This is a genomic window from Ewingella sp. S1.OA.A_B6, from assembly GCF_049889095.1.
GTDB lineage: Bacteria > Pseudomonadota > Gammaproteobacteria > Enterobacterales > Enterobacteriaceae > Ewingella.
Map to the genome: position 1 here is coordinate 188,431 of NZ_JBLJFK010000003.1, position 24,038 is coordinate 212,468.

Annotated in this window: 21 protein-coding genes and 2 tRNA genes; 4 read left to right on the forward strand and 19 right to left on the reverse strand. The window is 49.7% G+C overall.

All coding sequences use genetic code 11. From position 1 onward, the window contains the following. Positions 1–43 precede the first annotated feature (43 nt). From ACMV8I_RS10625 to rlmE, 17 genes are all read right to left on the reverse strand, one after another. Positions 44–1,963 (reverse strand): DEAD/DEAH family ATP-dependent RNA helicase, encoded by a 1,920-nt coding sequence (locus ACMV8I_RS10625; protein WP_498865193.1) that lies wholly within the window; start codon positions 1,961–1,963, stop codon positions 44–46. Further along, the gene (yrbN, locus tag ACMV8I_RS10630; RefSeq protein ID WP_096335046.1) at positions 1,953–2,033 is read right to left on the reverse strand and encodes a protein YrbN; all 81 of its coding nucleotides are present in this window, start codon (positions 2,031–2,033) and stop codon (positions 1,953–1,955) included. The genes ACMV8I_RS10625 and yrbN overlap by 11 nt, the downstream gene beginning before the upstream one ends. A 115-nt stretch (positions 2,034–2,148) precedes the next feature. Further along, complete coding sequence (gene nlpI, locus ACMV8I_RS10635; protein ID WP_498865194.1) at positions 2,149–3,033, reverse strand: lipoprotein NlpI; 885 nt, start codon at positions 3,031–3,033, stop codon at positions 2,149–2,151. A 132-nt stretch (positions 3,034–3,165) separates the two neighbouring features. Continuing rightward, complete coding sequence (gene pnp, locus ACMV8I_RS10640; RefSeq protein WP_498865195.1) at positions 3,166–5,286, reverse strand: polyribonucleotide nucleotidyltransferase; 2,121 nt, start codon at positions 5,284–5,286, stop codon at positions 3,166–3,168. Between the two features lie 282 nt (positions 5,287–5,568). After that, positions 5,569–5,838 (reverse strand): 30S ribosomal protein S15, encoded by a 270-nt coding sequence (gene rpsO, locus ACMV8I_RS10645; RefSeq protein WP_498865196.1) that lies wholly within the window; start codon positions 5,836–5,838, stop codon positions 5,569–5,571. Positions 5,839–5,959: 121 nt separating this feature from the next. Further along, entirely contained in the window at positions 5,960–6,904 is a 945-nt protein-coding gene (gene truB / locus ACMV8I_RS10650) for a tRNA pseudouridine(55) synthase TruB (RefSeq protein ID WP_498865197.1), read from the reverse strand. Further along, positions 6,904–7,317, reverse strand: coding sequence for a 30S ribosome-binding factor RbfA (gene rbfA / locus ACMV8I_RS10655; protein ID WP_498865198.1), 414 nt, complete (start codon positions 7,315–7,317; stop codon positions 6,904–6,906). The genes truB and rbfA overlap by 1 nt, the downstream gene beginning before the upstream one ends. An 81-nt stretch (positions 7,318–7,398) precedes the next feature. After that, complete coding sequence (gene infB, locus ACMV8I_RS10660) at positions 7,399–10,086, reverse strand: translation initiation factor IF-2 (RefSeq protein WP_498865199.1); 2,688 nt, start codon at positions 10,084–10,086, stop codon at positions 7,399–7,401. A 24-nt stretch (positions 10,087–10,110) separates the two neighbouring features. After that, positions 10,111–11,598, reverse strand: a complete 1,488-nt coding sequence (nusA, locus tag ACMV8I_RS10665) for a transcription termination factor NusA (protein WP_498865200.1) — start codon at positions 11,596–11,598, stop codon at positions 10,111–10,113. A 21-nt stretch (positions 11,599–11,619) separates the two neighbouring features. Further along, positions 11,620–12,072 carry a ribosome maturation factor RimP gene (gene rimP / locus ACMV8I_RS10670; RefSeq protein ID WP_498865201.1) on the reverse strand — a complete coding sequence of 151 codons (453 nt, stop codon included), beginning with the start codon at positions 12,070–12,072 and terminating at the stop codon, positions 11,620–11,622. Positions 12,073–12,314: 242 nt separating this feature from the next. Beyond that, positions 12,315–12,391, reverse strand: a tRNA-Met gene (locus tag ACMV8I_RS10675). Between the two features lie 59 nt (positions 12,392–12,450). Then, positions 12,451–12,537 (reverse strand) — tRNA-Leu (locus ACMV8I_RS10680). A 101-nt stretch (positions 12,538–12,638) separates the two neighbouring features. Further along, complete coding sequence (gene secG, locus ACMV8I_RS10685; protein ID WP_498865202.1) at positions 12,639–12,977, reverse strand: preprotein translocase subunit SecG; 339 nt, start codon at positions 12,975–12,977, stop codon at positions 12,639–12,641. Positions 12,978–13,232: 255 nt separating this feature from the next. After that, entirely contained in the window at positions 13,233–14,573 is a 1,341-nt protein-coding gene (gene glmM / locus ACMV8I_RS10690; RefSeq protein WP_498865203.1) for a phosphoglucosamine mutase, read from the reverse strand. Further along, the gene (gene folP, locus ACMV8I_RS10695; RefSeq protein WP_498865204.1) at positions 14,570–15,415 is read right to left on the reverse strand and encodes a dihydropteroate synthase; all 846 of its coding nucleotides are present in this window, start codon (positions 15,413–15,415) and stop codon (positions 14,570–14,572) included. The genes glmM and folP overlap by 4 nt, the downstream gene beginning before the upstream one ends. Before the next feature lie 118 nt (positions 15,416–15,533). After that, a complete protein-coding gene (gene ftsH / locus ACMV8I_RS10700) occupies positions 15,534–17,477 on the reverse strand; it encodes an ATP-dependent zinc metalloprotease FtsH (RefSeq protein WP_498865205.1) in 1,944 nt (647 codons plus the stop codon). A 48-nt stretch (positions 17,478–17,525) separates the two neighbouring features. Next, positions 17,526–18,164, reverse strand: a complete 639-nt coding sequence (rlmE, locus tag ACMV8I_RS10705; protein WP_498865206.1) for a 23S rRNA (uridine(2552)-2'-O)-methyltransferase RlmE — start codon at positions 18,162–18,164, stop codon at positions 17,526–17,528. 182 nt (positions 18,165–18,346) lie between these two features. Between rlmE and yhbY the strand changes: the two genes are divergently transcribed. Then, positions 18,347–18,643, forward strand: a complete 297-nt coding sequence (gene yhbY / locus ACMV8I_RS10710) for a ribosome assembly RNA-binding protein YhbY (RefSeq protein ID WP_498865207.1) — start codon at positions 18,347–18,349, stop codon at positions 18,641–18,643. Between the two features lie 192 nt (positions 18,644–18,835). Here yhbY and greA read toward each other — a convergent pair whose 3' ends face one another. After that, a complete protein-coding gene (gene greA, locus ACMV8I_RS10715) occupies positions 18,836–19,312 on the reverse strand; it encodes a transcription elongation factor GreA (protein ID WP_498865208.1) in 477 nt (158 codons plus the stop codon). A 280-nt stretch (positions 19,313–19,592) separates the two neighbouring features. On the opposite strand from greA, the gene dacB reads away from it, so the two are divergent. Genes dacB through pmrB form a run of 3 tightly spaced genes read left to right on the forward strand, consistent with a single transcriptional unit; the run spans position 19,593 to position 22,762 of the window. Further along, entirely contained in the window at positions 19,593–21,026 is a 1,434-nt protein-coding gene (gene dacB / locus ACMV8I_RS10720) for a serine-type D-Ala-D-Ala carboxypeptidase (protein WP_498865209.1), read from the forward strand. A gap of 9 nt (positions 21,027–21,035) precedes the next feature. Continuing rightward, positions 21,036–21,698 (forward strand): two-component system response regulator PmrA, encoded by a 663-nt coding sequence (gene pmrA, locus ACMV8I_RS10725; protein ID WP_498865210.1) that lies wholly within the window; start codon positions 21,036–21,038, stop codon positions 21,696–21,698. After that, positions 21,695–22,762 (forward strand): two-component system sensor histidine kinase PmrB, encoded by a 1,068-nt coding sequence (pmrB, locus tag ACMV8I_RS10730; RefSeq protein WP_498865211.1) that lies wholly within the window; start codon positions 21,695–21,697, stop codon positions 22,760–22,762. Before pmrA ends, pmrB begins: the two co-directional genes overlap by 4 nt. Before the next feature lie 90 nt (positions 22,763–22,852). Here the strand turns inward: pmrB and cgtA are convergent, their stop codons facing one another. Then, positions 22,853–24,034 carry an Obg family GTPase CgtA gene (gene cgtA / locus ACMV8I_RS10735; RefSeq protein ID WP_498865212.1) on the reverse strand — a complete coding sequence of 394 codons (1,182 nt, stop codon included), beginning with the start codon at positions 24,032–24,034 and terminating at the stop codon, positions 22,853–22,855. Positions 24,035–24,038 lie beyond the last annotated feature (4 nt).

Consider the following 24,038-nt stretch of genomic DNA (forward strand, 5'->3'; position numbering starts at 1 on the left):
GCGGGTTTTTATTTATCTGTTATTAGCCTGAGCTAACGTCAGATTATGCGTCAGGAGTACGGCGTGGTGTACGACGTTCGCCAGCAGGTACAGAAGCACCGCCTTCACGACGTTCAGCAGGACGACCACGGCCACCTTCACGACGTTCGCCGCTGAAAGTACGAGGTGGAGCACCGTTACCACGGCGTTCACCGCCAGCACCTGGAGCACCAGCAGGACGTTCACGGCGTGCTGCTTGTGGCTGTGCATCGCCTAACAACTGCATGTTCATCGGCTTGTTCAGGATACGGGTGCGGGTGAAATGAGACAGAATCTCGCCCGGCATGCCTTTCGGCAACTCGATCGTTGAATGCGAAGAGAACAATTTGATGTTACCGATATAACGGCTGCTGATGTCGCCTTCGTTAGCAATTGCGCCAACGATGTGACGAACTTCAACACCGTCATCGCGACCCACTTCGATGCGATACAGTTCCATCTCACCAGCATCACGACGTTCACGACGTGGTGCACCATCACGTGAAGCTGCGCCATCACGTGCAGGACGGTCACCATCACGAGATGGACGACGGTCATTGCGGTCACCGCGATCGCTACGCTCGTCAAAATCACGACGTGGCGGACGGCTTTTGAAGGCCTGATCAGCAGGAACGATCAACGGACGTTCGCCCTGTGCCATTTTCAGCAGCGCAGCGGCCAGCGTTTCGATATCCAGCGCTTCTGCAGGTTGCATTTTTGCCAGCAGCGCACGATATTGATCCAGATCGCTGCTTTCCAGTTGTAGCTGAACTTTTGCAGCGAACTTAGCAAGACGACGCTCGCCCAGTACATCTGCAGTAGGAATTTCAACTTCTGGGATGGTCAGCTTCATGGTACGTTCAATGTTACGAAGCAGGCGACGTTCACGGTTCTCAACGAACAGCAGCGCACGGCCAGCACGACCAGCACGACCGGTACGGCCGATACGGTGAACGTAAGATTCTGAGTCCATCGGGATGTCATAGTTAACAACCAGGCTGATACGTTCTACATCAAGACCACGTGCTGCCACGTCGGTTGCGATCAGAATGTCCAGACGGCCATCTTTCAGACGTTCCAGAGTCTGCTCACGCAGGGACTGGTTCATGTCACCGTTCAGAGCTGCACTGTTGTAGCCGCTACGTTCAAGCGCTTCAGCCACTTCCAGTGTTGCGTTTTTGGTACGTACGAAAATAATCGCCGCATCAAAATCTTCAGACTCAAGGAAACGTACCAACGCTTCATTTTTACGCAGACCATGGACAGACCAGTAGCTCTGGCTGATGTCCGGACGGGTAGTTACGCTAGACTGAATGCGAACTTCCTGCGGATCTTTCATGAAACGACGGGTAATGCGACGGATAGCTTCCGGCATGGTGGCAGAGAACAGTGCGGTCTGATGATCAGCCGGGATCTGCGCCATGATGGTTTCAACGTCTTCGATGAAGCCCATACGCAGCATTTCATCGGCTTCATCCAGCACCAAACCGCTCAGGTTAGAGAGGTTCAGGGTGCCGCGTTTCAGGTGGTCCAGCAGACGGCCTGGGGTACCCACAACAATTTGTGGACCCTGACGCAGTGCGCGCAGTTGGACGTCATAGCGTTGGCCGCCGTAAAGGGCAACCACATTCACGCCATGCAAATGTTTAGCGAAATCAGTACAAGCTTCAGCAACCTGAACGGCCAGTTCACGGGTTGGAGCCAATACCAGAATCTGTGGAGCCTTCAACTCAGGCTTAATGTTGTGCAGCAGTGGCAGCGCGAAGGCCGCAGTTTTACCAGAACCGGTTTGCGCCATACCTAATACGTCACGACCGTTTAAAAGGTGTGGAATACATTCGGATTGGATCGGTGATGGTTTTTCGTAGCCCAGATCGGTCAGGGCGGCAATGATAGGAGCAGACAGCCCCAGGTCAGCAAAAGAGGTTTCAAGCTCAGTAGTCATGTACACGTGCCTCATTAATAATGGCAGCCAGTCTACATAACTCGTCGAGAAAATTTTCAGTCATTTTCATTGAAAAGTGTGAACCGGCTCAAATTAGATTATAAAACGAACAAAACAACCCTCGCCCGTTAAGGCGCTTAAAAATGGTTAAACCATGATTTAAGAAGGCTGATTGGTGTCGTCAGCTATTGCTGGTCCGATTCTGATAGGTCGTCTTGCTCTTGGCCTAATAGCGCCAATTCCAACAATGCATAGCGGTGCTCAACAAAATTATGAACGTTGTTAGCTACCGTCAGTTTGAACAGTGCCAGGGCGCTGTTCTTGTCCCCCAGACTTAGGTAATGTTTACCTAAATAGAAGTCAGTTTCACTGAGATGCTCAGCGAGCGAAGTGTTATCCGTTGCTTCCGCCTTTAGGCGTTCCATCAGCGTTGTTTCGCTGATCTTACCCAGGTAGAATTCGACGATATTCCATCCCCATTGCCCTCTGTCCGCTTTGTCATAACGCTGCTGCAGCGCTACGTCGGCATCCTTCGGATTGATTTCTCTCTCCGCAAGATAAAGCCATAAAGAACGGAAGGGATCATTTGGATCGTCTCGATAAAACGCCTGCAGATCATCCTGCGCTAACGAGAATCGGCCACCGTAATACAGTGCGATACCTCGGTTCAAACGCGCGTAGTTGTAAGTTGGATCAAGCTCTAGTACAGAATCAAACGCTTCATAGGCAGCATCGAAATTGCCTGCCTGCGTTAAGTAAATCCCCAGGTAGTTAAAAACTTCTGGCATATCAGGACGAATAGACAGCGCTTGTGAAAAATCGTTCCGCGCTAACGCTCTAAGACCCAGACTATCATACAGCACACCGCGCTCATATAATAGCTGTGCACGCTCATCGTCAGTCAGCGCTCGACTGGCAAGGATTTGTTCCATACGCGCCAAGATAACTTCCTGCTGCAACGTAGGCTGCAACGGAATAGCCAGAACTTCGTTTTTACGCCAATCATGGTTGCTGCATCCTGCCAACATAAGAGCTGTCGCAACATAACACCAGCGCAAGAAAGGCTTCATTTCTACTCCCGAAGACAAACATTGGATTAACCTCCTGTCATCCGGCTGCTTAACACAAGCGCATCCTGCGCTCATGATACGAACAGTTCCCTGCCTGATGACAGGGAACTGTAAAACTTCTGTTACAGAAATTTATTCGGCTGAAGGCTCTGCGGCTTCGCTTTGGCTTGGCGCTACGGCATCTTTCATGCTCAAGCGTACGCGACCCTGGCGATCAACCTCAACAACTTTAACCGGAACTTCCTGACCCATCTGTAGGTAATCGGTCACTTTATCAACGCGCTTGTCAGCGATTTGAGAAATATGAACCAGACCCTCTTTACCGCCGCCAATGGCAACAAATGCGCCAAAGTCTACGATGCGAGTTACTTTACCTTGATAGATACGGCCAACTTCAACTTCAGCAGTGATCTCTTCGATACGACGGATAGCGAATTTAGCTTTCTCACCGTCGGTCGCAGCGATTTTAACTGTACCATCATCTTCAATTTCAATGGTGGTGCCGGTTTCTTCGGTCAGGGCACGAATAACAGAACCACCTTTACCGATCACGTCTTTGATTTTATCTGGACTGATCTTAATGGTATGAATACGTGGTGCAAATTGAGATATATCACCACGCGGAGTGCTGATAGCCTGTTCCATCACGCCCAGAATGTGCAGACGCGCACCCTTAGCCTGATTCAGTGCAACCTGCATGATTTCGCGGGTGATGCCTTCAATTTTGATGTCCATCTGCAGCGCAGTAATACCGTCACGGCTACCGGCTACTTTAAAGTCCATGTCGCCCAGATGATCTTCGTCACCCAGAATGTCAGACAGAACGACAAAGCTCTCGCCTTCTTTAACCAGGCCCATTGCGATACCCGCGACAGCTGCTTTAATCGGCACGCCTGCATCCATCAGGGCCAGAGAAGCGCCACAAACAGAAGCCATAGAAGATGAACCGTTAGATTCGGTGATTTCAGAAACCACACGTACGGTGTACGGGAAATCTTCTGGTTTTGGCATCATGGCCAACACGCCACGTTTCGCCAGACGACCATGACCAATTTCACGGCGCTTAGGCGAACCCACCATCCCAGTTTCACCAACGGAGTATGGAGGGAAGTTGTAGTGGAACAAGAAGCTGTCAGACTTCTCACCCATCAACTCATCAAGGTTCTGCGCATCACGTGCAGTACCCAGAGTGGCAGTAACCAGCGCCTGAGTTTCACCACGAGTGAACAGTGCTGAACCATGGGTACGTGGCAGAACGCCAGTACGCACGTCCAAACCACGGATCATGTCTTTTTCACGACCATCAATACGTGGCTCGCCACGCAGAACACGGCTACGCACCACGTTCTTCTCAATGCTGCCCAATAGGTCAGAGATTTCGCCAGCGTCCAGTGTTTCATCTTCAGCTTGCAGGGTTTTAACCACTTCCGCTTTGATAACGTTGATCTGAGCGTAACGCTCTTGTTTGTCAGTGATCAGGTATGCATCACCTAAACGAGATTCTGCCAGTGTCACTACGCGAGCATGCAGCTCAGCGTTAACGACTTCAGGTTTCCAATCCCATTTCGCTTTACCGACTTCAGCAACCAGAGAGTTGATGTTATCAATAACGATTTGTTGTTGTTCATGCCCGAACACCACAGCGCCCAGCATCTGATCTTCGCTCAACACGTCCGCTTCAGACTCAACCATCAGTACGGCGCCTTGGGTACCGGCAACCACCAGGTCCAGACTGCTGGTTTTCAGCTCATCTGCCGTCGGGTTTAGAACGTACTGACCATTGATGTAACCTACTCGTGCTGAACCAATTGGGCCACTGAATGGAATGCCAGACAGGCTCAGTGCAGCAGAAGCACCGATCATCGCAACGATGTCAGGGTTTACTTGTGGGTTCAGAGAAACCACCGTCGCAATAACCTGAACTTCATTCAGGAAACCTTCTGGGAACAGAGGGCGAATTGGACGGTCAATGAGACGGGAAGTCAGGGTTTCGCCTTCACTTGGACGGCCTTCACGACGGAAGAAGCTGCCCGGGATACGACCAGCAGCGTAAGTACGCTCCTGATAGTTAACCGTCAAAGGGAAGAAGCTTTGGCCTGGTTTGGCTTTTTTCTGGCCAACAACAGTCACGAATACTGCGGTGTCATCCATGCTAACCATCACGGCTGCAGTTGCCTGACGACCCATCATGCCGGTTTCCAGCGTGACAGTGTGTTGACCGTATTGGAATTTACGAATAGTCGGATTAAGCAATGTAATATCCTTTCATGTGACGCGCAGCTGTTATGACAGCAGTTCACGTCAGTAAATATCAGAACTTCTCACTACATCCTCGCGACTAATGACAATCCTTATTTCTCTCAGCGGAAATAAAGTCTCTCATTAGCCGCGCGAACCTCTGTAACGGAAGATCACGTGATAGCAATTTCTATGAAGATAAGTTCTATAAAAACAACAACACTACAGTAACCTGATTTGCGGTTGCTTCCTAGAATAAAGGGGCCAATTGGCCCCTTTACACTGAAACTCGCTAGATTAGCGACGCAGACCCAGACGCTCGATCAGGCTGGTATAACGTGCTACATCTTTACTCTTCAGATAATCAAGCAGTTTACGACGCTGAGAAACCATACGCAGCAGACCACGACGACTGTGGTGATCTTTTTTGTGCTCTGCGAAGTGACCTTGCAGATGGTTAATTTGAGCAGTCAGCAGAGCAACCTGAACTTCGGAAGAACCACTGTCATTAGTGCCACGACCGAAGTCTGTAACGATTTGAGCTTTAGCTTCAACGCTTAGAGACATAATCATACTCCAAAATATTATAGATAATTAAACGGGTGCCGATCTCTAATTCAGCTACCCAGTGCATAAGCTGCGCTATTCTACTCTTTGCATTATATGATCGCAAGATGAGCAAGAAGGCTTACTCGGTGTATTCAACCACCAAACGACGCGGCGCAATGCGTCCATCATCGTCAATCTCACCGACGCCGATGAACTTACGCTCTTCGCCCTCGGTGATGCGCACCATACCTGACGTTGGGGCACCCGAAGCCTGAACCGGTTGGCCCTGCTTCACGTAGCCTGCCACGACAGGTAGAAGATTCACCTCTGGGAAGTCCTCACAGGCACTGTCCATCGGTAATAACAGAGGATCCAGCAACAGGCGCGGCTCAATACCTTCAACTTCAGCCTGTGCGATCAACTCGTGCAGTTTCTCCATCGTAACCATCCTTTCGGCAGGATAGGCCGCAACCTGAACACGACGAAGATAGGTTACGTGCGCCCCACAACCGAGCTTCTCACCCAGGTCATCCACAATTGTGCGGATATAAGTCCCTTTTGAGCAGTGAATTTCCAGCTCAACGTCGACCCCTTCCCAGCGAATGAATTTCAGTTCATACACGGTGATCGGGCGGGACTCACGCGGAACGTCGATACCCTGACGGGCGTACTCATACAGTTTTTTCCCTTCATATTTCAAAGCTGAATACATTGAAGGGATCTGCTGAGTTTCTCCACGAAAACTCTCGAGCGAATCATCAAGTTGCTGCTGCGTAAAGTTGACGTCGCGTTCAGAGATAATCTGCCCTTCCGCATCAGAGGTATCCGTGCGTTGTCCCATGCGGGCAACGACCAGATAACGTTTATCTGAATCTAACAGGAAGCGGGAGAACTTAGTGGCTTCGCCCAAACAAAGCGGCAACATACCGGTGGCCAGAGGATCAAGGGCACCAGTGTGTCCTGCACGGTTGGCGTTATAAAGACGTTTTACTTTTTGCAGTGCATCGTTAGAGGACAGCCCAAGGGATTTATCCAACAACAGTACGCCGTGGATATCACGGCCGCGGCGGCGTGGGCGACTCATTATACTTCCTCGTCGTCGCCTGCAGCTGAACGACGTTCAGCATCGTTCCGCACGACGTTAGTCACCAGGTTAGACATACGCATGCCTTCAACCAGTGAGTTGTCGTAAGCAAAAGTCAGCTCAGGAACAACACGAAGACGCATCGCTTTACCGATCAGCGTACGAATGAAACCAGACGCATCCTGCAGAGCTCTGATGCCATTTTTAACACGATCGGGGTCCTGATTATCGGTGGTCAGAACATCAAGGAAAGTGACGAACACTTTGGCATATGCCAGGTCACGGGACACTTCAACGCCAGAAACGGTGGCCATGCCCACGCGCGGATCTTTCACTTCACGTTGTAAAATAATGGCGATTTCTTTTTGCATCTCCTGAGAGACACGCTGGGTACGACTAAATTCTTTTGCCATGATAGGACTCCTTCAGACAATTTCCAGACAAAGAGGGGGGCCTCAAGGCCCCCCAACTGGATATAAACGACGTCGCTAAGATTACGCGATGGTGCGTTTGATCTCGATGATTTCGAAGACTTCGATCACATCGCCAGCACGCACATCGTTGTAGTTCTTCACGCCGATACCACATTCCATGCCGTTACGAACTTCAGCAACGTCATCTTTGAAGCGGCGCAGGGATTCCAGCTCGCCTTCGTAGATCACCACGTTGTCACGCAGTACACGGATTGGGTTGTTACGCTTAATCATACCTTCAGTAACCATACAGCCGGCAATTGCACCGAATTTCGGTGACTTGAACACGTCACGAACTTCAGCCAGACCAATGATTTGCTGTTTGTATTCTGGCGCCAACATACCGCTCATTGCCTGTTTCACTTCGTCAATCAGGTTGTAGATAACGGAGTAGTAACGCAGATCCAGGCTTTCATTTTCGACAACACGACGGGCTGACGCATCAGCACGAACGTTGAAGCCGAGGATGATAGCGCGTGAAGCCGCTGCCAGCGTTGCGTCGGTTTCAGTGATACCACCTACGCCCATGCCGACAATCTTGACTTTAACTTCGTCAGTTGACAGAGCTTGCAATGCGTCAGAAATCGCTTCGCAAGAACCCTGCACGTCAGATTTCAGCACGATGTTAAGTTCAGAAACTTCGCCTTCGGTCATGTTAGCAAACATGTTTTCCAGTTTAGATTTCTGCTGGCGAGCCAGTTTCACTTCGCGGAATTTACCTTGACGGTAAAGCGCCACTTCACGAGCTTTTTTCTCATCACGTACAACGGTAACTTCATCACCCGCAGCAGGAACACTGGACAGACCCAACACTTCCACTGGAATAGAAGGACCGGCAGACATAATGTCACGGCCCATTTCATCACGCATTGCACGAACGCGGCCGTATTCGAAGCCACAAAGAATGATGTCGCCTTTGTTCAGAGTACCTTCCTGAACCAATACGGTAGCAACAGGACCACGACCTTTATCAAGGAAGGATTCAATCACTACACCGTTTGCCATGCCGCTGCGAACCGCTTTTAGTTCAAGAACTTCAGCTTGCAGCAAGATTGCGTTCAACAGTTCATCAATGCCCGTGCCCGCTTTCGCAGATACGTGGATGAACTGAGACTCGCCGCCCCACTCTTCCGGCATAACGCCGTACTGAGAGAGTTCGGTACGAACGCGATCTGGATCAGCGTCAGGCTTATCAATTTTGTTAACAGCCACCACGATTGGAACACCCGCAGCTTTCGCATGCTGTACGGCTTCGATGGTTTGTGGCATCACGCCATCATCGGCTGAAACAACCAGAACCACGATGTCAGTCGCCTTGGCGCCACGAGCACGCATTGAAGTAAATGCGGCGTGTCCCGGTGTATCCAGGAAGGTGATCATGCCGTTTTCAGTTTCAACGTGATAAGCACCGATGTGCTGCGTAATACCGCCCGCTTCGCCCGCAGCCACTTTCGTTGAACGAATGTAGTCAAGCAGAGAGGTTTTACCATGGTCAACGTGACCCATGATAGTCACTACCGGAGCACGCGACTCAGCAGCAGTTGACGCACCGGTATCACGGTCACTCATCAGCGCTTCTTCAAGCTCGTTTTCACGACGCAGGATAACTTTGTGACCCATTTCTTCAGCAACCAGCTGAGCTGTTTCCTGATCAATGACCTGGTTGATGGTGGCCATTGCACCCAGTTTCATCATGGTTTTGATGACCTGAGAGCCTTTAACTGCCATTTTGTTAGCAAGTTCGGCAACTGTAATGGTTTCACCCACTACAACATCACGGTTCACAGCAGCAACTGGCTTGTTGAAGCTCTGTTGCAGCGTGCTTGGCTTACGTTTGCCTTTACGACCAACGGCACGCGCTTCTTCGCGATCTGCTTTAGATTCAGACAGTTTATTGCCTTTCTTCTGCTTGGTCGCTTTGCCACCGCGGGTACGGCTTCGACGTTCGCCTTCAACTTTAGCGTCATTTTCGTCTTCAGCTGCACGGGCGTGCGTAGAAGTGGTGACATGATAGTCAGCAGATTCTGATTCGCTTGGCGCAACAACTTCAGTCCAAACGCCAGAGTCAGCCATTTTACGGGCCTCTTCTGCAATGCGTTTAGCATTTTCTTCTAGTTTGCGTTGAGCTTCTTCTTCCGTTTTGCGTTTCAGCTCTGCGGCTTCAGCTTCACGGCGTGCTTTATCTGCCTGAGCTGGTTTGATTGCTTCATCTGTATGTTGATTTGTCACTTTGTCTTTTTCCGCTTGTTCGCGCTTAGCTTTTTCGGCGGCCTCACGTTTGGCTTGCTCTTCGGCGGCGCGCTTCGCTTTTTCCTGAGCTTCGCGCTGGGCTTGCTCTGCTATTGCACGCTGTGCCTGTTCTTCCGCTTCACGCTTCGCCTGCTCTTCCGCTTCGGCCTGGGCAACTTCTGCTTCGGTCATATCACGTTTAACATAAGTGCGTTTCTTGCGGACTTCGATTTGCACCGATTTACTCTTCCCGCCGGTGCTCGGAATATTCAGTGTACTACGCGTTTTGCGTTGTAACGTCAGTTTGTTTGGAGCACTACCGTTTTCACGGTTCAAGTGCGCCAGCAAGGTTTCTTTTTCTTGCTGGGTGACAGAGTCAGCTTCAGACTTGTCGATCCCTGCATCAGCAAATTGCTGTACCAGGCGATCAACCGGAGTTTGAATCTCTGCTGCCAGCGATTTTACGGTTACATCTGTCATGCTGTTCCTTCCTGCTACAGTTTATTACGCATTGTCGCCAAACCAGCAGATATTGCGTGCGGCCATGATAAGTTCACCAGCCTGTGCGTCGCTAAGACCTTCAATATCTGCTAGATCGTCAACACCTTGCTCGGCAAGATCTTCCAGCGTACAAACCCCTTGTGCAGCCAGTTTAAATGCCATACTACGTTCCAGACCCGCCAGGTTCAGCAAATCATCAGCAGGCTTATTATCGCCGAGACTTTCTTCCTGAGCCAAGGCCAGGGTAGTCAATGCTTCTTTTGCACGTTCGCGCAGCGCATCTACCGTGTCTTCGTCCAGACCATCGATTTCAAGCAATTCTTTCATTGGCACATAAGCCAATTCTTCAAGCGTTGAGAAACCTTCTTCTACCAAGACGGTGGCGAAATCTTCATCGATAGCCAGATACTTGGTGAAAGTTGCGATAGCGGCATGTGCCTCGGCCTGATGTTTGGCCTGCAGGTCATCCGCAGTCATAACGTTTAATTCCCAGCCGCTTAACTGAGAGGCTAAACGTACGTTCTGACCATTACGGCCAATCGCCTGTGCCAGATTGCTGGCTTCAACGGCGACATCCATTGTGTGTTTGTCTTCATCAACTACGATAGATGCCACATCGGCAGGTGCCATGGCGTTGATGACAAACTGTGCGGGATTATCATCCCATAATACGATATCAATACGCTCGCCACCTAATTCGCTGGAAACAGCCTGAACTCGGGCACCACGCATACCGACACAAGCACCGACTGGGTCGATACGTTTGTCGTTGGTTTTCACAGCAATTTTAGCACGGGAACCCGGATCGCGGGCAGCGGCTTTAATTTCAATCAACTCTTCACCAATTTCTGGCACTTCGATGCGGAACAATTCGATCAGCATCTCATTGCGTGAACGGCTGACGAAAAGCTGAGCACCGCGAGCTTCCGGACGCACATCATAAAGCACACCGCGAATACGGTCACCAGAACGGAAGTTCTCACGCGGAAGCATATCTTCGCGCAGAATAACGGCTTCAGCATTGCTGCCTAAGTCGAGAGCGATACTGTCACGGTTAACTTTCTTAACGATACCGGTAACGATCTCACCCTGCTGCTCGCGGAACTGCTCAACAACCATTGCACGTTCGGCTTCGCGTACTTTCTGTACGATAACCTGCTTCGCGGTTTGAGTGGTGATTCGGTCGAAAGTAACAGATTCAATCTGATCTTCGATGTAACCACCTAGTTCGATAGACGGATCTTCGTATTGAGCAGCTTCGATCGTGATTTCACGGGTCGGTTGCGTAACTTCGCTAACGGCAACCCAACGGCGGAAGGTATCAAAGTCACCGGTTTTACGGTCGATCGTGACGCGGACTTCAATTTCCTGTTCGTACTTTTTCTTAGTCGCTGTCGATAACGCAGTTTCCAGCGCTTCAAAAATCTTCTCGCGCGGGAGGGATTTTTCATTAGAAACCGCTTCTACAACAGCCAGAATTTCTTTGTTCATCCTAGTTGCCTCATCCAAACTTTAAAAGTGGGGTACCAGATTCGCTTTCTGGATGTTGCTCAGCGCGAACACTTCATCTTTGCCGTCAACAGTAACCGTGATCATTTCGCCTTCGACAGCTTTAATTATTCCCTGCCATTTACGACGGTTCTGCATAGCCATTCGCAATACCACGCTCACCTCTTCACCGAGAAAACGTTGGTAATGTTCAGCGGTAAACATCGGGCGATCGAGGCCAGGAGAGGAAACTTCCAGGTTGTAAGCCACAGTGACCGGGTCTTCGACATCCAGTACCGCACTAACCTGGTGGCTGACATCAGCACAACTATCAACTGTGATCCCGTCTTCACTATCAATATAGATGCGTAGCGTCGATTGGCGAGCTCTTACGAACTCGATACCTACCAGTTCAAAGCCCAAAGCTTCAACCGGTGCTGAAATCATCTCTGTTAATTTTTGTTCTAATGTGGACAAGCCCACCCCCAAGACATAAAAAAAGGGCCTAATAGCCCAGTGATTTTGCTGCCAGTTATTATTGTAAAATAATAAAAAACCCCGATAAATCGGGGCTTTATGAAACTGGACCCTGTTTGCCGCATAGCGGCGTCGGTTCAACTTTCGAAAGTGTTATTTTCAAATTGAAGCTTTCAAACAGAAGCTGCAGAACATCACAGGAAGATACTGAAAGTCTATTTGAAATAAACACTTAGGGAAAGTGGTTGCGGGGGCCGGATTTGAACCGACGACCTTCGGGTTATGAGCCCGACGAGCTACCAGGCTGCTCCACCCCGCGTCCGAAAACGTGGCAAATAATACGCCGATAACCGCTCAAAAGCAAATTATCACAAAGATTGGTACCGAGGACGGGACTTGAACCCGTAAGCCCATTCGGGCACTACCACCTCAAGGTAGCGTGTCTACCAATTCCACCACCCCGGCACTTTTTTTTTCACAATCGCTTTTACTGTCCAAGCATAAGCAATTGATTGAAAAGCTTACTTCCACTTCCTAGCGAGAAAAGTCACATCTAAAGCTACAGATTAGTGAGGAACGTCACTGTTTGGCGCCGAAGGAGCCGCTGGTGCAGTTGTAGTCTGCTCAGTTTTCGCTGGCTGACCTAAATTTTCCCACTCACTACCTTGTTGACCCTTATGTGTACTCATATTCCCAAGGATCAGACTGATCACAAAGAAAAGTGCTGCCAAAACAGCTGTCGTACGGGTCATGAAGTTACCGGAACCACTCGAACCGAACACTGTGCCAGAAGCACCTGCCCCGAAAGAGGCTCCCATATCAGCACCTTTACCTTGTTGCAGCATAACCAGAGCAACAAGCCCGATAGCCACTATAAGGAAAATCACCAGAAGAGCTTCGTACATAGTAGTACCTGTATCCTTGCGGGTTCACCGCGTAACGATTGCTTCTCACCAATTTAGTAGGTTTTCAACGACCCACTGAAGCGGGTGTGAATACTAACCAAAGGTGTATGGTGACGCAAGAGCAATTTGAAGAGGATTGTTTGTTTGCGGAAAAAAACGCCAAAAGCAGTATAACTGCCGTGTCAGGATGGGTTGTGGGCCCTTTTTTGCAATGAAAAGGCCCACACTCGTCTTAATCCTCCGATTTATAACCGGTTATATTTTGGACGTTTTTACAGCATCAGCGATGCGGTTAGCGAGCATCTCGACGAGTGCACCATCTTCACCTTCAACCATGACCCGAATGAGTGGCTCAGTGCCTGATTTACGCAACAGCACTCTACCGCGTCCGGCCAGTTGCTTCTCGACCTCTGCGGTGACCTGCTTCACTTCTTCGGTTTCGAGCGGATCGTGTTCACCACTAAAGTGCACGTTTATCAGGATTTGCGGCAGCAATTTCATGCCACTGCACAGATCCTGCAGGCTCATGTGATTACGCACCATCGCGGTCAGAACTTGTAAACCGGCGACAATACCGTCTCCGGTAGTGGTTTTGTCCAGCAGGATCACGTGCCCAGAGTTTTCGGCACCAATGCGCCAGCCCTTCTCTTGCATTTTTTCAAGCACATAACGGTCACCCACTTTAGCGCGGACAAATGGAATACCCAGCTGTTTTAACGCCAACTCCAGACCCATATTGCTCATCAACGTACCGACAGCCCCGCCCTTAAGCTGGCCCTGACGCAGTCCCTCACGGGCAATAATATAGAGAATTTGATCCCCGTCGACTTTGTTACCTTCATGGTCAACCATGATCAGACGGTCACCATCACCATCAAATGCCAGACCTACATGCGCCTTTTCTGCCAACACGCGTTGCTGCAACTGACGGACATCAGTCGCACCGCACTCTTCATTGATGTTCATGCCGTCTGGCTCGCAGCCAATCGCAATCACTTGGGCACCCAGCTCACGCAACACGCTTGGCGCGATGTGGTAGGTGGCGCCATTGGCGCAGTCAACGACAATTTTCAGACTATTTAGATTCAGCTCACTTGGGAAAGAACCTTTGCAAAATTCGATATAACGCCCTGCCGCATCGACGATACGGCTGGCTTTCCCTAATTCTGCAGACTCCACGCAGGTCAGAGGTTTCTCCATTTCAGCTTCAATCGCCTCTTCAACATTATCGGGTAATTTAGTGCCATCGATAGTGAAGAATTTGATGCCATTGTCGTAATAAGGATTGTGCGATGCAGAGATAACGATACCCGCCTCTGCACGGAAAGTGCGTGTCAGGTATGCCACCGCAGGCGTTGGCATGGGACCGGTGAACGAGGCTGAAAGGCCCGCAGCTGCCAGACCAGCCTCCAGTGCCGATTCAAGCATATAGCCCGAAATGCGCGTATCTTTGCCAATGATCACTTTGCGGGAACCGTGGCGCGCCAGCACCTTGCCAGCCGCCCAACCGAGTTTCAATACAAAATCTGGCGTGATCGGGCTGTCGCCAACTTTGCCGCGAATGCCATCTGTACCAAAGTATTTACGGTTGCTCATAATTTATATTCATCCCTTGCTGAAAGTGTTGCCTCGACAATGCGCATCGCCTCGACTGTTTCTTTTACATCATGCACTCTGATTATTTGCGCACCCTGCATTGCGGCAATGACCGCGCAGGCTACGCTGCCCGTAATCCGCTGTTCAGGCGGAACCCGGAGTAACTGTCCTATCATCGCTTTTCTCGACATTCCCACAAGTAATGGCAGGCCAAACTGGTGGAACTCAGCCAGTCGGGCAAGAAGCTGATAATTATGGGTCAAATCTTTACCGAAACCGAAGCCCGGGTCGAGCAACAATTTATTTTTAGGAATCCCGGCACTCACACAGCGTGCAATTTGCTCACTAAAGTAGGTAGTCACCTCGTGAATAAGGTTCTCATAATGCGGGGCATGCTGCATGTTTTTTGGCTGCCCCTGCATGTGCATTAAACATACAGGCAATCCCGTTGAGGCCGCCGCAGCGAGGGCTCCCGGCTCTTGTAAAGAGCGGATGTCATTGATCAAATGAGCCCCTGCGTTAGCTGCTTGCAGGATCACTGCAGCTTTAGAGGTATCAACTGAGATCCATACATCCATTCGACGGCTGATCGCTTCAACAACAGGAACTACTCTTGTAATCTCTTCATCTTCACTGACTTCAGCCGCTCCCGGCCGGGTTGATTCACCACCAATATCTAAAATAGTGGCCCCCGCGTCGATCATAGACTGCGCATGTTTTAATGCAAGATCGAGACGATTATGACGTCCTCCATCGGAAAAAGAGTCAGGCGTAACATTGAGGATCCCCATAACCTGCGGGAAAGTGAGGTCGAGTGAATCGCCCCTGGAAGTAAGCTGCATGCTGGATTCCTGCCTATCGATTCTAAGATATATTCTGTATTGCTTCAGTAATATGTATAAAAAAACCCCGGTCAAGGCCGGGGTTTTTGTTTTAGCAATATCAATTCTAATCGGCGACTTACTTGCCGCTAAATTGTTCGCACATTGTATTACCCGGGTTCGGGGTCCGGGGCTCATCAACCGGCGTTGGCGCCGTAGGAGTGCCACCGTTGTTTGAGTTATCGCTGCCATTCTTACCGGTCGCGTCATCCCAACCCGCTGGCGGGCGAACATCTTTACGGTTCATCAGGTCATCAATTTGTGGTGCGTCAATGGTTTCATATTTCATCAGCGCATCTTTCATCGTATGCAGGATGTCCATATTTTCCATTAACAGCTTACGAGCACGTTCATAGTTGTGCTCAACCAGTGATTTCACTTCCTGATCAATGATACGCGCAGTTTCATCAGACATATGTTTAGCTTTCGCGACTGAACGACCAAGGAAAACTTCACCTTCTTCATCAGCGTAAAGCAACGGACCTAACTTCTCTGAGAAGCCCCACTGCGTAACCATGTTACGGGCAATTGATGTCGCGACTTTAATATCGTTCGATGCACCGGTAGAGACTTTTTCCACACCGTAGATGATCTCTTCTGCCAAACGACCACCGTAAAGTGTCGAGATCTGGCTTTCCAGTTTCTGACGGCTGGCGCTGATAGCGTCACCGACAGGCAGGAAGAAGGTAACACCTAACGCACGGCCACGAGGAATGATCGTCACTTTATGCACAGGGTCATGCTCAGGAACCAAACGGCCGATGATGGCGTGGCCTGCTTCGTGATATGCCGTTGACTCTTTTTGCGCTTCCGTCATCACCATAGAGCGACGTTCTGCGCCCATCATGATTTTGTCTTTCGCTTTTTCGAACTCAACCATTGAAACAACACGTTTGTTACCACGTGCGGAGAACAATGCGGCCTCGTTGACTAAGTTCGCCAAATCAGCACCAGAGAAACCTGGAGTACCACGTGCAATAACAGAAGCATCAACGTCTGGAGCTAATGGAACGCGACGGGAGTGAACCTTAAGGATCTGCTCACGTCCACGAACGTCTGGCAAGCCGACCACAACCTGACGGTCGAAACGGCCTGGACGCAGCAATGCTGGGTCAAGTACGTCGGGACGGTTTGTCGCGGCAATAACGATGATACCTTCATTACCTTCGAAACCATCCATTTCAACCAGCATCTGGTTCAGGGTCTGTTCACGTTCATCGTGACCGCCACCTAAACCAGCACCACGCTGACGGCCCACGGCATCAATTTCATCGATAAAGATGATACATGGTGCAGCTTTTTTCGCTTGTTCGAACATGTCACGCACACGTGATGCACCGACACCCACGAACATCTCTACGAAGTCAGAACCGGAAATGGTAAAGAACGGAACCTTAGCCTCACCTGCGATAGCTTTCGCCAGCAAGGTTTTACCCGTACCCGGCGGCCCTACCATCAGAACGCCTTTAGGAATTTTACCGCCGAGTTTTTGGAAGCGGCTTGGTTCGCGCAGGTAATCTACCAGTTCGCTAACCTCTTCCTTGGCTTCATCGCAACCGGCAACATCAGCAAAAGTAGTTTTGATTTGGTCTTCGGTCAGCATACGCGCTTTGCTTTTACCAAAGGACATTGCCCCTTTGCCACCGCCACCCTGCATCTGCCGCATAAAGAATATCCAGACGCCAATTAACAACAGCATCGGGAACCATGAAATAAAGATAGAGGCCAGCAAGCTAGGTTGTTCTGGCGGTTCGCCAACAACTTTCACATTTTTGCTCAGCAATGTATCCAGCAATTTAGGATCATCAACTGGTATGTAGGTCGTGTATTTGTTGCTGTCTTTTTTAACAACGTCAATCTCACGTCCATTGATACGTGCTTCACGAATCTGGTCTTGGGTCAATTCGGACATGAAGGTAGAATAATCTACCCTACGGCCATTAGACTCGCTGGGCCCAAAGCTCTGAAATACAGACATCAATACAACCGCGATGACTAACCAGAGAATCAGGTTCTTCGCCATGTCACTCAAGGGATTAACCTCATATTACAACTGTGTTAACAAACAGCGTTAGGGTACTAAAAGTTTCAGCCCTGTCGCTACGATGTACACTTCTCGCGAACGTGCGCGAGAAGCATCTGGCTTACGAACCTTCACCTTCGTAAAAAGGGAGCGAATTTCCCGTAGGTATTCATCAAAGCCATCTCCCTGGAACACCTTCACCAGGAAAGTTCCACCTGGTGCCAATACATCACGACACATATCCAGCGCTAACTCAACCAGATACATCGACTTTGGAATATCGACTGCCGGAGTACCGCTCATATTCGGGGCCATATCGGACATGACCACCTGAACTTTGTTGTCTCCCACTCTTTCCAAAAGAGCTTTGAGCACTAATTCATCACGAAAGTCGCCTTGAAGAAAATCGACGCCAACGATAGGATCCATAGGTAAAAGATCGCACGCGATAATGCGGCCTTTGTTACCGATTTGAGTTGCCACGAACTGTGACCAACCACCAGGAGCCGCGCCTAAATCCACTACGGTCATTCCGGCTTTGAACAGTTTATCACCTTGCTGTATCTCATCCAGTTTAAACCAGGCGCGGGAGCGCAGGCCTTTTTTCTGTGCCTGAATCACATATTTATCGCTAAAGTGTTCCTGCAACCAGCGTGTGGAACTTGCAGAACGCTTTTTATTAGACATTATTTATTAACCATATAATTTTCCATTAACTCTAAAATAGAGCATTTGGAACAAGCTCTTAGCGTCATTATCTCTATGACTAAGTCAGGCATATCACGCTGTCGGAGCAGTCCGATTTGGTGATAACCATGAGATGGCGGTAGAATGACCCGTTTTCAATCCCAACTTAAGTAAAAAAGACGATGAATCTTAACAATAAGCAAAAACAGTACCTGAAAGGTCTGGCACATCCACTAAAACCGGTTGTCATGCTAGGTAATAACGGCCTTACCGAAGGTGTACTTGCCGAAATCGAACAGGCTCTGAAACACCATGAACTCATCAAGGTGAAAGTAGCAGCTGAAGAGCGTGAAACGAAGACCTTGATTGTTGACGCTATTTTGCGTGAAACCAAGGCGAGCAGTGTGCAAGTCATCGGCAATATGCTGGTACTTTATCGCCCTTCTAGTGATGACCGCAAAATTATCTTACCGCGCTAGTTCTTTCGGTTTAAAGAAACACGCTGTAGATATCTAGAACGGTGACACGTAATCAGTTTCAATAAAAGGCCGCTCGCGGCCTTTTTACGTTAGTTTTCACTTCCCTGTGAAGCATTTCACGAGAGAAGGAAAAAAATCAAAGCTGACTGCGACCTGCAAAAGGTGCTATTTACTCAGCATTTACTCGACTCATTAAAGGTATTCAACCTTCAGCACTTCATATTCGACATCGCCGCCCGGCGTGTGGATAACCACGATGTCATCTTGTTCTTTGCCGATTAAACCACGGGCAATCGGAGAGTTTACAGAAATCAGATTTTGTTTAAAATCGGCTTCGTCATCACCAACGATACGGTATTTTTGTTCTTCTTCAGTATCGAGGTTCATCAAAGACACTGTCGAACCAAAAATGACCCGACCGGTTAAAGGCATTTTAGTCACGTCAATAACCTGAGCATTCGAGAGTTTAGCTTCAATCTCCTGAATTCGGCCCTCGCAAAAACCCTGCTGCTCGCGAGCAGCGTGGTATTCTGCGTTCTCTTTCAAATCACCATGCTCACGCGCTGTGGCAATATCAGCAATGATCCTCGGGCGACGGACGCCCTTAAGATGGTCAAGTTCTTCACGTAATCTTTCAGCGCCACGCAATGTCATCGGAATCGGTTTCATATATTCACTACCTCTAACTTTGTCCTTTCGGCAAACACCGTCCTGATTAAATCAGGTAGAAATAAGTCAGTTCTCTTGACCGACTCTCTCTTGGTAAAAACAAAAAACCCAACCAAAAGTCCATGACCCTGGCCAAGATTGGTTTTGCATTATGTCGGGTATTTTAACGTAGAGTTCCTTAAGGGTCATCGTTTACTTTCGCCCTCGTTGCACCACAGTTCGTAGCATCGTAGTATGGCAACACGTTCTTCTGCGGTTACCAGGGCCCTTACTCAAAATAATGCGTTTTTTAAGAATTGTCAGTGGATTAGCTTGCGCGTTAGCTCTAAACGCTAACGCATCTCAGGTCGAAAATTACACCGAGTATCTGCCCGACGGCACGAACCTGGCGTTGCTGGTGCAGAAAATTGGAGCCACGTCTCCTGCAATCGACTATAACGGGCAGCAAATGGCACTGCCCGCCAGTACTATGAAAATTCTGACCGCATTGGCAGCGTTGCTGCAACTGGGTCCGGATTTCCGCTTCACCACCACATTTGAAACTAAAGGTACGATCTCCGATGGTATTCTAAAGGGCGATCTTGTCGCCCGTTTCGCCGGAGATCCTACCTTTAAGCGCCAAAATATCCGCAATATGGTGGCGGCTTTACGTAAGCAGGGGATTAAAGAAATAACCGGCGATATTATAATAGATAGCTCCGTGTTTGCCAGCCATGACAAAGCACCTGGTTGGCCCTGGAACGATATTACGCAATGCTTCAGTGCGCCGCCTGCAGCAGCAATTGTCGATCGCAACTGCTTCTCCGTTTCGCTCTACAGTGCACCGAAACCAAACGATAATGCCTTTATTCGCGTAGCGTCCTATTACCCTGTCCATATGTTCAGTGAGGTACGAACGCTGGCGAAAGGTTCTCCGGATGCACAGTATTGCGAACTCGATGTGGTTCCGGGCGAGCTAAACCGCTATACACTGACGGGCTGCCTCACTCAACGTAGCGAACCTCTGCCTCTGGCTTTTGCCATTCAGGATGGTTCGAGCTACGCCGGTGCAATTTTAAAAGATGAATTGCAGCAGGCTGAGATTCAGATTGATGGTACGTTAAAGCGCCAGACTCAGCCGACACCGGCTGGCACTGTTTTAGCGCAAACTCAGTCGGCACCGCTGCATGATTTGCTCCGCCAGATGCTGAAGAAATCCGACAACATGATCGCCGATACCGTGTTTCGAACCATTGGGCACCAGCGGTTCGGCGTCCCGGGCACGTGGCGTGCGGGTTCTGATGCAGTACGTCAGATATTGCGACAGAAGGCCGGCATTGATTTGGGTAACTCGATTCAGGTCGATGGATCAGGCCTTTCTCGTCACGACTTGCTATCTCCCGCCACCATGATGCAGGTTCTGCAATATATCGCCCAGCATGATCAGGAGCTAGATTTTATATCAATGCTTCCACTGGCCGGGCATGACGGAACATTGCAGTATCGCGGGGGCCTGCATGAAGCCGGTGTTGACGGCAAAGTCTCTGCCAAAACAGGTTCACTGGCGGGGGTTTATAACCTGGCTGGATTTATCACCACAGCAAGTGGTCAGCGCATGGCCTTTGTACAGTTCTTATCCGGCTATGCCGTACCTCCGGAAGATCAGCGTACACGCCGTGCACCGCTGGTTCGTTTTGAGAGTCGCCTCTACCGTGACGTGTATCAAAATAACTGAGTTTCCCCGATGAAATTACTGATTGTCGAAGATGACGAGCTTTTGCGACAAGGCCTTTCTCTGGCACTCACAGGTGAGAATTATGCCTGTGAGTGCGCATCAACGGCAGCGCAAGCCCATCGCCTGATTAAAACCAGTCAGTACAGCTTAGTGGTTCTTGACCTGGGGTTGCCGGACAGAGACGGAGTCTCGTTGCTGCGCCAGTGGCGACGCGAAGATATTTCACTACCGGTGCTAATCCTCACCGCGCGTGATGCACTCGAAGATCGCGTCCATGGACTGGATGCCGGTGCAGATGATTATTTGGTGAAACCGTTCGCCTTGGTTGAATTACTGGCCAGGGTTCGCGCGCTGATACGCCGGTATCAGGGACAAAGTGATAATCAAATAAACGTAGGCGATCTCAAAATAAACCTGTCGACACAACAGGTTTTCCAGAAGGAAACGCCGGTTGAAATCACTCCGAAAGAGTTCGCCATTTTATCTCGCCTGATGATGCGAGCAGGTCAGACGGTGAATCGTGAATTACTTCAGCAGGACCTTTACACATGGAATGACGACATGGGGTCTAATACGCTGGAAGTCCACGTCCATAATTTGCGCCGTAAGCTGGGTAAAGAGCTGATACGCACCGTGCGTGGCAATGGCTATCGTCTGGAAACCACACCATGATCAGCATGCGCCGCCGGTTATTGGTCATGTTGGCACTTATCCTCTTCGTGACGCAACTCACCAGTGTTTTCTGGCTTTGGCACGAGAGTCAGGAACAGATCAATCTCCTGGTTAACGACACTCTGTCCGCTAAAGTCCGCAATATCCACGTTGAGAAGGAGATCGCCGAGGCTATCGCATCGCTTATTGCACCTTCACTACTGATGATGGTCGTGACGCTATTACTCTCTTTCTGGGCAATCAGTTGGATCATCCGTCCTCTGAATCAGTTACAAGAACGGCTAGAAACACGTTCCGCAGATAACCTCTCGCCTCTTCCTCTTAACAGCGAAATCAGTGAAGTCGTTTCGGTCACCAACGCGCTAAATCAGCTTTTCTCACGACTTTCCCATACTATCCAGCAGGAGCGGTTGTTCACGGCTGATGCCGCACATGAACTGCGAACGCCTCTGGCCGGCGTGCGTTTGCACCTCGAATTAATGGAGCAGAAAGGTGTAGAAGGCAGCCGAATACTGATCACCCGTATCGACCAACTGATGCATACCATCGAACAGTTATTGATGCTGTCTCGCGCCGGGCAGAATTTCGCGAAAGGTCACTATGATCAGGTCGACTTAGTCGAGCATGTTATCTGTCCACTGCAGGAAGAGCTGCAGGAAATGATTGCTCAGCGCCATCAAAAGCTATTATTCAATATGCCTGAACAATTAATTCTTCAAGGGGATGCCGTTTTGCTTAGGCTGATGGTGCGTAATTTGGTCGAAAATGCCTACCGTTACAGTCCTGAAATGAGTGAAATAGTTGTCTCCCTATCCCGTGAGGCCGAAGCGGTGCTGATACAGGTAGAAGATCAGGGACCCGGTATTGATGAGCACCAGGCCAGTGAGATCACTCAGGCTTTCAAGCGCATGGACCAACGTTACGGCGGCAGCGGACTGGGGCTGAATATCATTGTTCGTATCGCTACGCTGCATGGAGGCCATCTGTCACTGCACAACCGTCAGGGAACCACCGGGCTTTGCGCCCAGTGCCGGTTACCTGAAACTGCCTTCAGCAGGTTCTGAAACGGTTTTGACGGAACGAGTTAAAATTAGACATTAAAAAAGGTCGCATTAAGCGACCTTTTACACATAAGAGTCTTTCAGGAACGGAAATTAGCGTTCGTAAATGATTTCGACACCTTCGTCGTCTTCATCATCCCAATCATCCCAGTCGTCATCGTCATCTTCTTCTGCTTCAACTGCCACTTCGGCCAATTGATCACGATGGTAATCGTCCCACATGAACTCAACTTTCTCAGGCACAGCGGCTTCGACAGCCATATGTTTAGGATTTTCGTTGATGAATTTCATCACATCCCAACACAGCGCATTCACACCTTCACGATTGGCGGCAGAAATCAGGTAATAGTCGCCTTCCCAGCCCAACGCTTCAGCAATAGCTTTAGCCCGAGTCTCAGCTTCTTCTTTTTCGATCAAATCAACTTTATTGAAGACTAACCAGCGCGGCTTCTCAGCCAGCTTGGCGTTGTACTGCTGCAACTCATTGATAATAACTTTGGCATTCTCAATTGGGTCTGATTCGTCAATTGGTGCGATATCGATAAGATGTAAAAGTACACGGCAACGCTCAAGGTGCTTAAGGAAACGGATCCCTAAACCAGCGCCTTCAGAAGCGCCTTCAATCAGCCCTGGGATGTCGGCAACCACAAAGCTTTGCTCGCTGTCCATACGGACCACGCCAAGGCTTGGAACCAGAGTGGTAAACGGATAGTCGGCTACTTTTGGTTTCGCTGCGGAAACGGCGCGGATAAACGTTGATTTACCTGCGTTTGGTAGCCCAAGCATTCCCACATCAGCAAGCAACATCAGTTCAAGTGCGATATCACGCTCTTCACCTTTGGTGCCCATCGTCTTCTGACGCGGCGAGCGGTTAATGGAGGATTTAAAGCGGGTATTACCCAAGCCGTGAAAACCGCCTTTAGCGACCATCTGAACCTGACCATGGCGGGTCATATCACCGAGTACTTCGCCCGTAGCCTGGTCGATTACCCGTGTACCGACTGGAACTTTAACCGTGATATCTTTGCCACGCTTACCGGTACAGTCGCTGCTTTGGCCATTGGTGCCACGTTCAGCACGATAAGATTTCACAAAACGGAAATCGATCAGCGTGTTGAGGTTTTCGTCACCAATAAGGTAAACATCGCCGCCATCGCCGCCGTCACCGCCATCAGGGCCACCGCGTGGAATATACTTCTCACGACGGAAGCTAACACAACCGTTACCGCCGTCACCTGCCACGATCAATATGGTGGCTTCATCTACAAACTTCATTTGT